This window comes from Geodermatophilus amargosae, assembly GCF_900116515.1.
Lineage (GTDB): Bacteria > Actinomycetota > Actinomycetes > Mycobacteriales > Geodermatophilaceae > Geodermatophilus > Geodermatophilus amargosae.
Genome location: NZ_FPBA01000012.1, coordinates 57621 through 69720 on the forward strand (window position 1 = coordinate 57621; position 12100 = coordinate 69720).

The 12100-nt window shown below is 74.0% G+C and carries 6 protein-coding genes; 3 read left to right on the forward strand and 3 right to left on the reverse strand.

The features are described from left to right. Positions 1–238: 238 nt before the first annotated feature. Both BM414_RS16165 and BM414_RS16170 read left to right on the forward strand, forming a co-directional pair. Complete coding sequence (locus tag BM414_RS16165; protein WP_093581026.1) at positions 239–1078, forward strand: FadR/GntR family transcriptional regulator; 840 nt, start codon at positions 239–241, stop codon at positions 1076–1078. A gap of 148 nt (positions 1079–1226) precedes the next feature. Then, positions 1227–2279: a glycerate kinase family protein gene (locus BM414_RS16170; protein ID WP_175551632.1), complete on the forward strand. Its 1053-nt coding sequence runs from the start codon at positions 1227–1229 to the stop codon at positions 2277–2279. Between the two features lie 75 nt (positions 2280–2354). Here the strand turns inward: BM414_RS16170 and BM414_RS16175 are convergent, their stop codons facing one another. The 3 genes from BM414_RS16175 to BM414_RS30865 all read right to left on the reverse strand — a co-directional run bounded on the left by BM414_RS16175 (position 2355) and on the right by BM414_RS30865 (position 6011). Continuing rightward, entirely contained in the window at positions 2355–3572 is a 1218-nt protein-coding gene (locus tag BM414_RS16175) for an NAD(P)/FAD-dependent oxidoreductase (RefSeq protein ID WP_175551633.1), read from the reverse strand. 731 nt (positions 3573–4303) lie between these two features. Beyond that, the gene (locus BM414_RS16180; protein ID WP_093580863.1) at positions 4304–5533 is read right to left on the reverse strand and encodes an IS110 family RNA-guided transposase; all 1230 of its coding nucleotides are present in this window, start codon (positions 5531–5533) and stop codon (positions 4304–4306) included. Between the two features lie 289 nt (positions 5534–5822). Further along, positions 5823–6011 carry a helix-turn-helix domain-containing protein gene (locus tag BM414_RS30865; protein ID WP_245784771.1) on the reverse strand — a complete coding sequence of 63 codons (189 nt, stop codon included), beginning with the start codon at positions 6009–6011 and terminating at the stop codon, positions 5823–5825. Between the two features lie 218 nt (positions 6012–6229). Between BM414_RS30865 and mobF the strand changes: the two genes are divergently transcribed. After that, on the forward strand, positions 6230–11722 hold the full coding sequence (mobF, locus tag BM414_RS16190) for a MobF family relaxase (protein WP_093581028.1): 5493 nt from the start codon (positions 6230–6232) through the stop codon (positions 11720–11722). Positions 11723–12100 lie beyond the last annotated feature (378 nt).

Consider the following 12100-nt stretch of genomic DNA (forward strand, 5'->3'; position numbering starts at 1 on the left):
CGAGGACGCCAGGCTCTGCCGGGCAGGATTCGTCCCGGCCGTGGACCTCGTCCGCCTGGAGCGAGGCCAGGCGCTGGGTTGGCGTGACACACGACGCCGAGGACGGTGACGAGGTGCTGGGAGCACTTGCGCCGTTGACCGACGGTCGGACAAGGTCGTCGGTCACCGTCTCACCGCGTGTCCTGGTGGATGGACCAGCGCCCTCAGGACAGCGGGCGATGACAGCGAAGTGAGAGCCATGGTGACGAGCAAGAAGAAGACCGGCGCGCGCAAGGGTAAGCAGACCGAGGCGCAGGCCCCGGAGTCGGCGACTCCGCCGAAGGGCATCCCGATCGCCGCCGGAGGTTCGGTGCTCCGACCGCTCAAGGCCGCGGAGGTCGTGGCTCGTGAGGTCGTGCGCAGCATCACTGCCGCTGGGCTACAGCCCGGGGACGGTCTGCCCTCGGAGGCCCAGATGCTGCAGCAGTACGGCGTCAGCCGCGAGTCCCTGCGGGAGGGGCTGCGGCTCCTGGAGGTCCAGGGGATGATCAGCATCCGTCGTGGCCCCGGCGGTGGTCCGGTGGTCGGCACCGTCGACTCCGCCAATCTGGGCAGGATGGAGGCGCTGTTCTTCCACCTCGCGGGCGCGACGTACGACGAGTTGTTCGAGGCGTGGGTGTTCGCGGAGTCGACGCTCGCCCGGATGGCGGCGATGAATCCCGACGCTGCGCTACGCGAGCAGGTGATGGCCCCGTATCTGTCCGGTGATGTCGAGGACGACGAGCACGTCGACCTCGACGTCTACGTGACCGGCCACGAGGGTTTCCACGGTGCGGTGTCCGGACTCGCCGGTAACCGGGTCTTCCAGCTCACCTTCCGCGCGTACGGCCAGATCCTTGCCCACCACACCGCCACCGTCGGGGACGTCCGGAAACTCCACAAGAAGCTGGTCGAGGACCACCTCAAGGTGGCCCAGGTCATCGTGGATGGCGACGCGGAGGTCGCCGCGACGCTCATGCAGGAGCACCTCTCGCAGGTCTTCGACCTCCACCGGGGCGAACTGGGCCCCCTGCTCGAGGGACCGGTCGGCTGGCTGTGATCCCGCCTCGGTCGCGGGGGCCGGCGGGTACGGCGTGACGGACGATCAGGGCGTCCGGAGTGAGGCCGACCCCGGCACGGTGGTGGGGGCTCCGCGCCGAGCGCCAGAGCCGCACAGGGCAGTGGACCCCTCACGGAGGACGACACCCATGACAGCCGACGATGCAGCGCCGGGAGACACGCGCGGCCCTGAGATCCTCCTCTGTCCCGACTCGTTCAAGGGCACCTTTGCAGCGCGGGAGGTCGCAGCCGCCCTCGCGCGCGGGGTGCACGAGGCCGGTGGCCGACCCGTCGTGCTCCCCCTCGCCGACGGCGGGGAGGGCACCGCACAGGCCCTGTTGGACGCCGTCGGGGGCGTCTGGCTCGAGGTCACGGCCACCGGTCCCCTCGGCGAGCCGGTGCCGGCGCGTCTGGCCCTCCTGACCGACGGCCGCACGGCGGTGGTGGACGTCGCTGCGGCGAGCGGGCTGCCACTCGTCGCTCGAGAGGACCGGGACGCCGAGCGCGCCACCAGTTACGGCACGGGGGAACTCATCGCGCAGGCCGCTCGCGAGGGAGCCCGCACGGTCTACGTCGCCTGCGGCGGGAGCGCAACGACGGACGGCGGTCACGGCGCCGTCCAGGCCGTCCACGCCGGTGGTGGCCTCCGGGGAGCGCGACTGGTGGTCCTCAGCGACGTCACGACACCGTTCGAGGAGGCCGCGACGGTCTTCGGTCCGCAGAAGGGCGCCGCGCCGGACGCAGTCGAGCGGCTCACCGACCACCTGCACCGGCTCGCCGCCGGCTTCCCCCGGGATCCTCGCGGACTGCCCCGGTCCGGCGCAGCCGGCGGCCTGGCCGGCGGCCTCTGGGCCTTCTTCGACGCGGAGCTCACGTCGGGCATCGACGCCGTGATGGACGCGGTGGGTTTCGACGACGCCAGCCGTCGCGCCGCGGTCGTCGTGACGGGCGAGGGACGGCTGGACGACCAGAGCATGCGCGGCAAGGTCGTGTCAGGGGTCGTGCGCCGCGCGGTGGGCCGCCCCGTCTACGTGTGCGCCGGCCAGGTCGCTCTCCCAGAGCATGCCGTGCGCGAGGCCGGCCTCCGCGCGGCGCTGGTCACGCCCACTCTGGAGGACCTGGTGCGGGCGGGCGCGCATATCACCCGCATGCACGTCGGAAGGCACGGCGACGGCACGGAGCAGGGAGCGGCTGCTCGTTGACCACCAGCCGGTCAGCGGAGCGTGGCGACGGGCGCGATTCCGCCCGTCCGCTGCTCCTCGGAGCGGATCCTGACCTCAGCGCGCTGTGAGGGCCTGGACAGAGGTCGTGGCGTCGGCCGTGGTCGTCGTCGAGGCCAGCGACCGCCGCAGGGTGAGAGTGGCTCTGGGCCAGGAGACGATGACCGCGCCGACGACGTTCCCGTCCGATGCGCCGTAGACGGCGGCGAAGCGCGGACGGGGAGCGGCGCCGTCGCTGATCACGGGCTCGTTCTCGATGACGTCGATCAGCTCGCCGCGGGCGGGGTCCCCGAGGACCTGGATCTGCCAGTCGTACTGATCGCTCCACACGTAGGGGCGGGGCCGGTGCTCGGGAGCATCGCCGTGCACGATGACCTTCGCCACGACCGCTGCCTGCTCGACGGCGTTCGTCCAGTGCTCGTGCCGGCGTTGAACGCCGTCATGGGGATCGAGCCAGCGCGCGGCATCGCCGACGGCGTAGATCCCAGCGACGTCGGTCGCTCGTCCCCGGGCGTCGCACGCGACGCCGTTCACCAGGTCGAGACCGGCCCCGGACAGCCACCCGGTGTTGGGCACGGTCCCGATCCCGATGACGACGACGTCGCAGGTGAGAACCGTCGAGTCGGACAGGGACAGCTGGATGCCCGAGGCGTCCCTCTGGATCGACTCGACGCGGGTGCTCAAGAGGAGGTTCGCGCCGCGGTCCTGGTGCAGCTCGATGAAACGATCGGCGAGCGCGCCCCCCAGCACACGCGCCATCGGGTGTGGGAGCGGATCGATCATCGTGACGTCCAACCCCAGGCCCCGGGCCGTAGCGGCTACCTCGGCGCCGACGAACCCTGCCCCGACGACCGCGATGCTGCTCGCGCCGTCGAGCGCGCGTCGGAGCTGATCGGCGTCCTGGAGATCCCGGAGAGAGAGCACCCCCTCGACGGTGTCCCACGGGGTGACTCGCGGACTACTGCCGGTCGCTACGACCAGGTGCTCATAACTGATCCGCGAGCCGTCCGCGAGTTGCACCACGTCCCAGTCGGGGTCGATGCCGACCGCTCGAGCCCCGAGCACCATCTCCACGTCGAGGTCGCCCGCTGCCTCCTGAGTGAGAAGGGTGAACTGGTCCAGGGACCTGCTGCCGGCCAGGTACTGCTTGGACAAGGGAGGCCGGTCGTAGGGCTCGACGAGTTCCTCGGTCAGGAGACGGATCCGACCTCCATAACCTTCCCTCCGCAACCCCTGGACCGTTCGGACGGCACCGATGGAGCCACCGACGACCACTACGCCTGCTGGTGCTTCACTCATCGCTCACGCCGCCCCGGTGTCCTCGATCTCGTTCCCATCCGCCGGGTGACCAAGGTGAGCGCCTGGGACCTCTCGAGCACCACTGCCTCGCTCCCTGTCCAAGCGGACCGCCGATCGGCCAATCATCCCCATGTTTACCAGTGTCCGGAGGCGGTGACCATGGCGCCGCGCAGGCGCTCGACGCGCCCCGCCTGCATCGAGGAGTCGCGGGCACCGTGAGGCCGACGTCGCCCTCCGGTCGCAGGCAACGTCCCTCCGAGCACCGGAGTCGACAGCCCTCGGGAACCGGGCGAAGGCTCCTGGCGGAGCGCCGGGCGGAGGTGCGCGACCCTGGGCTGGTGGCCATCCGGGTGAACTAGCGGAAAGGCTCGTGCCCAGTCACGGCCTATTCGGTCGGCGGGAGGCGGCGCTGCGCCACCCCACACCCCGAGACCCGACGGCCAGCTCCCGTCATCGAGGCGTCGTACCGAGGTCACCGGCGGCGTCCACACCGGCCACCGCTCGACCTCGCGCGGCGCCTCCCACGCCCGCACGACCGGGCTCCGACGTCGGTCCTCGTGCGCTACTGGACCGGGCCATCGCGCCTCCGATCACCACCAGAGAACGGCCAAGATCAAGTGCCACACAGACCCGTGAATAGGTGAGTTGCAGGCGCGCGTCAGCGCGGGGCGGGCGAAGCCCGTCCTCTAGTTCGTCTGCAGTTGAGGTCAGGCGGCGGGGTCGAGGACCACGGTGTGCCCGAGCCGTTCGAGTTGAGCGACCAGGCGGCGGGTGTGGGCCTCGTCGTTGCGCTTGGCGAGCCAGTCCGGGCCGAGGTCCCGATAGGGCTCATCGCGGGAGAGCATGTAGTAGGCCGAGACCAGCATCGAGTGCGCCACGGCGACCTGGGCGCGGGCCCGGCCGCGGCGGGCGGTGAGCCGGGCGTGCTGGGCGGCCAGATAGTTGGCGCCGTGCATCCGCCCGACCGAGCCGGCGGCCTCCACCAGCATCGCGGTCAGCCACTTGTTGCCGTGCTGCTGCTCGGGCCGCTGCCGTCGGCCGGCCGACTCGTGCACTCCCGGCGCCAGGCCGGCCCAGGAGGCCAGATGGGCCGCGGAGGGGAACCGGGACATGTCCCCGCCGGTCTCGGCGAGGATCACCTGGGCGACCTTCTCCCCCACTCCGGGGATGGTCTGCAGCAGCTCCAGCTGGTGCGCCCAGGGCCGGCAGGCTTGGGCGAGCACCGCATCGAGCTCGGCGAGGGCGTCTTCGACCAGGGTCAGGCGGTGCAGCATGCTGCGCGCGAGCTGGGCGTGGTGTTCGTCGAAGTGCCCGGTCAGCGCCTCGGTCAGCGCCGGGATCTTGCGCCGCATCCGGGTCTTGGCCAGCTCGGCGAGCACCGCCGGATCCCGCTCACCGGCGATCAGCGCGGTCAGCATCGCCCGCGCCGAGACGCTGGAGAGGCTGGCCGCGACCGAGGAGAGCTTGATGCTGGCGTCCTCCAGCATCAGCTCCAGCCGGGTGATCTCCCGGGTGCGGTCGCCCATCAGCTGCACCCGGTAGCGGGTCAGCATCCGCAACCGGCGAATATCTGCAGGAGGCACGAACGACGGCCGAATGAGCCCGCACTCCAGCAGTTGGGCGATCCATTCGGCGTCCTTGACGTCGGTCTTTCTGCCCGGGACGCCCTTGATGTGCGCGGCGTTGCACAGCCAGGTGTCCATCACCTCCTCCAGGCAGTAGAAGACCGGCTTCCAGTAGGTCGAGGTCGACTCCATCGCCGCGATCGTCACGCCCTCGGCGAGCAACCAGTCCCGCATCACCTCCAGCGAGCGGGTCATCGTCGGGAACGTCCGGGTCTGCGCCCGCCGGCCCCGTGGGCCGGGCGTGCGCACACAGACCGTCAGGCTCGCCTTGCCGATGTCGAGCCCTGCGACCCGTTCGAACAGCACCTCCACGGCGATCCCTCCTCCGCATCGACACCGATGGCGTCGCCCGGAGGGCCCTCTGCCAGGACACAGACCCACGCGCTCACGGCAGCAATCAAGGGCACCCGAGGACCCCGCGCCATACACCTCAGCGGGCTCGCTGGCACCACTGTGTTCCGACGTCGCCGGACGACAGGAGCATTCTCATCCGCACGGGCAGCGATCAAGATCGCAATGGGTTACACCTCATGCACTGCCGGCTCCGGCAGCCTCCAGGCACGGCACGGCCGGCGCCCCGGACGAGCAGGAGGCCGCCCGCCTATCGGGTCGGAGGGGTGGGCGCCTCGGCGCTGAGCCGGGCCGCGCCCACGCCGCGCCGGCGGACCCCGTGCCGGTCGAGGATCTTCCGCACCGCGGAGAACGACCGGTCGGTGAGCTCCGCCAACTCCCGCAAGGAGCGACCCGCGGCGTAATGCTCCACGACGAACCGCTCCACCTGCGCCTGCACGCCCGGGTCCGGGCGAGAAGACGCCGTGCCCGCGAAGGCGGCCAGCGGCCGGAGCTCCGTGCGGGGCGGATAGGTGAGGGCGTCGACCGGATGCCCGACCGGAACTCGACGCAGCTCACCACCCCAGCGATCGGGCGTTCGAGCACCGCCGCGGCGCGAGCAACTGGAGGACTCCGGGTCCGCGACTGGAGGTGCCGTTCCTACCGTCCGCGGCCGTGATGTCCCTGCACAAGCTGACGGCGGGCGAGGGATACAGCTATCTCACGCGGCAGGTGGCGGCACTGGACGCCACCCAGCGGGGCCATGCCGGCCTGGGTGACTACTACGCCCAGCGCGGCGAGTCCCCCGGGACGTGGGCCGGCAGCGGCCTGGCCGGGCTGCCCGGGGTGCATGCCGGGCAGCCGGTCGGCGAGGAGCAGATGGAGGCCCTCTTCGGGCAGGGGCGTCATCCGGACGCCGGGCGCCTCGAGCGGGCGGCCCTGGCCGCGGGACGGACACCGGCCGAGGCGCGCGCGCTCGGCGCTCTCGGCCTGCCCTTCCTGCTCTACAGCACGTCCCCGGACGGCTTCCGGGCGCGGTGCGCGCAGCAGTTCGCCGCCGCGAACGCCGCGCGCGGCCTGCCGCGTGACGCACCACTGCCGGAGGAGGAGCGGGCCCGGATCCGCAGCCGGACAGCACGGGACATGTTTGCCACCGCGTACGGCCGCCCGCCGGCCGACGCCCGGGAGCTGTCGGGGTTCATCGCCCGGGGGTCGCGGCCAGCGACCCGCGCGGTGGCCGGCTGGGACCTGACGTTCTCCCCGGTCAAGTCGGTCTCGGCGCTGTGGGCGCTGGCCCCGCGCGAGGTCGCCGACCAGGTCGAGGCCGCCCACGCCGCCGCGGTCGCCGACACCCTCGCCTGGCTGGAGGGAACCGCCGCCTTCACCCGGCTGGGCGCCGGCGGCGTGCGCCAGGTGGAGACCACCGGCCTGATCGCCGCGGTGTTCACCCACCGCGACTCCCGCGCCGGCGACCCCGACCTGCACACCCACGTGGCGGTGAGCAACAAGGTGCAGACCCGCGACGGGCAGTGGCGGGCGCTGGACGGACGGGTGCTGCACAAGGCCAACGTCGCGGCCTCGGAGCGGTACAACACCCGGCTGGAGGCGCACCTGGCCGCCCGGCTCGGGGTGCGCTTCGCCGCGCGTCCCGGCGGGGAGGCCGACAAGCGGCCCGTGCGGGAGGTCGTCGGCATGGACCCGCGGCTGCTGACGGCGTGGTCGTCGCGGCGGCGGGCGATCGACGTCCGCCGGGCGGCGCTGGCCGCGGACTTCCAGGCCGAGCAGGGCCGACCGCCGACCGCGGCGGAGGCGATCGCCCTGGCCCAGCAGGCGACCCTGCAGACGCGGGAGGCCAAGCACGAGGCGCGCTCCCTGGCCGAGCAGCGGACGGCCTGGCGGCGTCAGGCGCTGGCCGTCCTCGGCAGCCGATCCGCCCTGACCGGCATGCTCGGCCGCGTCCTCGGTCGCCCCCCGCACCGCCGCCGTGCTGTCACCGAGGCCTGGGTCGGCGCGGCCGCGGCCCGGGTGCTGGACACGGTCAGCGGGCAACGGGCGAGCTGGCAGTACTGGCACGTGCGCGCCGAGGCCGAGCGGGTGGTGCGCGCGGCCGACCTGGCCCCGGGCGACGTCGACGACGCCGTGGCCCGGGTGACCGGAGCGGCCCTCTCCCCCGCCCACTCCATCCCGCTGGGCGATCCGGATCCGGTGGACGAGCCGGTGGAGCTGCGCCGCTCGGACGGAGCCAGCGTGTACAGCGTCGCCGGTGCCCGCCGCTACACCAGCGCCGCGGTGCTCGACGCCGAGGCGGTGCTGCTGGCCGCGGCCGGCCGCCGCGACGGCCGCCGCGCGGATCCGGCGGTCGTCGAACTGGCGCTGCTGGAGGCCACGGCCAACGGACGGGAGCTCAATCCCGGCCAGACAAAGCTGGTCCGGGAGCTGGCCGGCAGCCGCGCCCGGGTGCAGCTGGCCCTCGCGCCGGCCGGCACGGGCAAGACCACCGCCCTGGCCGCGCTGGCCCGGGCCTGGACCGCCGGCGGCGGCAGCGTGCTGGGCCTGGCTCCGTCGGCGGTGGCCACCGCCGGGCTGCGCGAGGCCATCGGCTCCCCGTGCGACACCCTCGCCAAGCTGGTCTGCTCCCTCGACACCGGGGACCGGCCCGACTGGGTCGCCGGCATCGGCCCGGGCACGCTGGTGGTCGTCGACGAGGCGGGCATGGCCGGCACGCTCGACCTCGCGCGAACCGTGTCCCACGTGCTGGGGCGGGGCGGGTCGGTGCGGCTGGTCGGGGACTCCCAGCAGCTCGCCTCGGTGGCCGCCGGCGGTGTGCTGACCGAGATCGCGGCCACGCACGGCGCGGTGACGCTGAGCCAGCTGGTGCGCTTCACCGACCCGGCCGAGGCCGCGGCTACCGTCGCGCTGCGCGACGGCGACACCGCCGCCCTGGGCTTCTACCTCGACTCGGGTCGGGTGCACGTCGGCGACGCAGCCACCTGCGCGGAGCAGGCCTACACCGCCTGGGCCGCCGATCGGGCCCGCGGCGCCGACGCGCTGCTGCTGGCCGCCACCCGGGAAGTGGTGCAGCAGCTCAACGAGCGTGCCCGCGCCGACCGGCTCGCGTCGGTCGGCGGTCCGGCGGGTGCGGCGGTCGCGCTGGCCGACGGCACCCGGGCCGGCGCCGGGGACCCGGTGATCACCCGGGCCAACGAGCGCCGGTTGCCGATCGGCGCGGCCGACTGGGTGAAGAACGGCGACCGCTGGACCGTCACCGCCGTCGGTGATGACGGCGCCCTCGCCGTCGCCCACAGCGCCACCGGGCGGCGGATCACCCTGCCGGCGGCTTACGTGCGCCAGTCCGTGCAGCTGGGCTACGCCGCCACCGTGCACGGCGCGCAGGGCGTCACCGCCGACACTTGCCACACCGTGCTCACCGGCACGGAGTCCCGGCAGCTGCTCTACGTGGCCCTCTCCCGCGGCCGGACGGCCAACCACCTGTACCTGGCCACCGTCGGGGACGGCGACCCGCACAGCATCGTCGCGCCCGCTGCGGTGTTCCCGCCGACCGCCACCGACCTGCTGATCGGGATGCTCGGCCGCGACGGCGCGCAGTCCTCGGCCGCCGGCGCCCGGCGGTCGCTGGCCGATCCGGCCGTGCAGCTGCACGCGGCCGCCACCCGGTACGCCGATGCGCTGCGCGTCGCCGCCGAGCACCGCCTCGGCGCCGCGGCCGGGGAAGAACTGGAGGACGCCGCCGAGCAGGCCCGTCCGGGGCTGACCGCCGCGGCGGCGTGGCCGACGCTGCGCGCGCACCTGGCGCTGCTGGCCTGCGCCGGTATCGACCCCGTGGCCGCCCTGACCACCGCCGCCGCCGTCCGGGAGCTGGGCAGCGCGCACGATCCCGCCGCCGTCCTGGACTGGCGGCTGCCCGCGCCCGGGGCGGCGGGTCCGCTGCCGTGGCTGCCCGGCGTGCCGGCGGTGCTGGCCGACGATCCGCACTGGGGGCCCTATCTCGCTGCGCGCGCCGACCACCTGACCGCCTGCGCGGCCCGGGTCACCGACACCGCCGACGCCATGACCGCGGCGACCGCACCCGGCTGGGCCCGGCCGCTGCTGGACCCCGACACCGCGTCGCTGCGCGCCGACCTCGCCGTCTGGCGCGCCGCACACACCGTGCCCGACGACGACCGGCGCCCCACCGGACCACCCCAGCCTGCGGCCGCCGCCCGCCGCCACCAGCATCGGCTGGAGGCGGCCCTGGCCGCGACCACCCCGGCGAGGGGCGGCGCGCCGTGGGCGGCGCTGGCCGACAGCATCGACCCCGGGCTGCGCCGGGATCCGCACTGGCCGGCGCTCGCCGACCGGCTGGCCGCCGCCGACCGCGCCGGCCTCGATGCCGCCGGCCTGCTCGCCGCGGTCGCGGCGCGGCGACCGCTGCCCGACGAGCTGCCCGCCGCCGCGCTGTGGTGGCGGCTGGCGCCCCATCTCACCCCTGCCGCCGCCACCGCCGGCCCCGAGGGTGCCGGGCCGCGCCCGGACTGGTGCACGACGCTGCTGGAGCTGTTGCCCGGTGACCACGGCCGGCGGGTGCTGGCCGACCCGGCGTGGCCCGCCCTGGTCGCCGCGGTCACCACCGGGATCCGCGGTGGCTGGTCCCCCGCTGATCTGCTCACCGCTGCGGTCGCCGGCCTGCCCGCCGGGACAGGGAGTGACCTGACTGGCACGGACGTGGCCGAGGCGCTCGTCTTCCGTGTCGCCGCCCTCACCGACCCCGCGCCCGTCCGGACTCCCGAGCCGCTGCCGGCCGACCTGCAGCCGCCGGACGACGCCGACCAGCTCCTCCCCCGTGAGGACCAGGCCGCGGCCGTCACCGTTGATCCGGCGGCCCCGCCCCCCGATGACCTCGACGTGCCCCTCGATCCCGGCCACGACACTTCCCCACCGGTCGCGCCGCGGTACGTCACCCCGGACCCCCTCGCCCCGACCGACGTCGACGACGCCGACTACCTGCTCGAGCAGCACTTCTGGGCCACCGCCGCCGTCGGCCGCGACCGGCTGATCGAGCTCAACACCTGGGCCGCCGCCTTCTTCACCGACTCCTACCCCGGCTCCTGGGCGCCCGGTTACCTGCGGCAGCGACTGGGCACCGATCTCGCCGCCGACCCACGCTTCGCCCCCGGCTACGCACCCGGCGGCTGGACCGCGCTGGTCGACCACCTGCGCAGCCGCGGCGCCACCGACGACGAAGTGCTCGCCGCCGGCCTGGCCCAGCGAGCCCGCACCGGAACCGTGATCGACCGGTTCCGCGACCGGCTCACCTTCCCCGTCCGCGACGTCGACGGCGTCGTCCGCGGCTTCGTCGCCCGCCGCAATCCCGCCGCCTTCGAGGGCGGCCGCGTCGGCCCCAAGTACCTCAACACCCCCGGCACCGACCTCTACCGCAAGGGCGAGCACCTCTTGGGCCTGCACGAGGGCCTCCCAGCGCTGGCCGCCGGGGCCGCCCTGGCGCTCGTCGAGGGGCCGCTGGACGCCGTCGCCCTCACCCTGGCCGGGGACGGGCAGACCGTCGGCGTCGCGATGCTCGGCACCGCTCTCACCGACCGGCAGGCCGACCTGCTCGGCCCGCACATCCACTCCGGTGAACCGGGCATCGTCGTGGCCACCGACGCCGACGACGCCGGCCAGCGTGCCGCCGAGCGGATGTACTGGCAGCTCACCGCCCGGGGCGACAACCCGCGCCGACTCACCCTTCCCGACGGCTTGGATCCGGCCGACCTCTTCCACCGCGACGGCGCCACCGCGCTGCGGACTGCCACCCAGAGCTCGAGCGGCCTCGCCGACACCCTGCTCGACGCGCGTGTCACCCCGGCCGTGCGCAACCCGACCACGGCGGACCTCCGCGCGGCACTGCGTGACGCGGGGACCGTCATCGCCGCGCTGCCGCCAGGCCGGCGGCTGGCACACATTGACCGGGTCACCGAGGTCCTCGGCGTGCCACCTGGCACCGTCCATCAGGCTGTGCTCGGCACCGTTCTGGTCACCACGGCACCCCGCACGCCCATGATCGGTTCCCAGCGAGCGTCCCGGTCATCTCCCCCAGGCGAAGACCTTCATCGGACGGGTCAAACGGGACGGCCATCGAATGACGTTCCGCCTGTCCGCCACGGATCCCGGTAGGGAATCGGCTCGCGAGACGGTCGGACAGGGACCGGAAGCAGCGCAGCGGACTGTCCCAGAGCGGCCCACTCAGGGACACCCGCGTAACCATCCGCTTGTCGACGCTGATCCACGGCGTCGTGGGACAAGGCTGAGAGCGTGACCCGACGATCTCAGCGGGGCGCGAGCAGCCGGCCAATGACGGACAGCGAGCTCGCGCTTCTCGATGCGCTACTTGGCCATGAGTTCCACGGCGTCGAAGCACTCCGCACCCAGGTAGCTCAGGTAAGCGCGTCACCCGGCTGCACGTGCGGATGCGGGACCCTCGATCTGCATGTGCCCGTCGCCGCGCCTCGCTCATCAGCGCCCAGCCCCGTGCCGGTTGAGGGAACGGTGGTC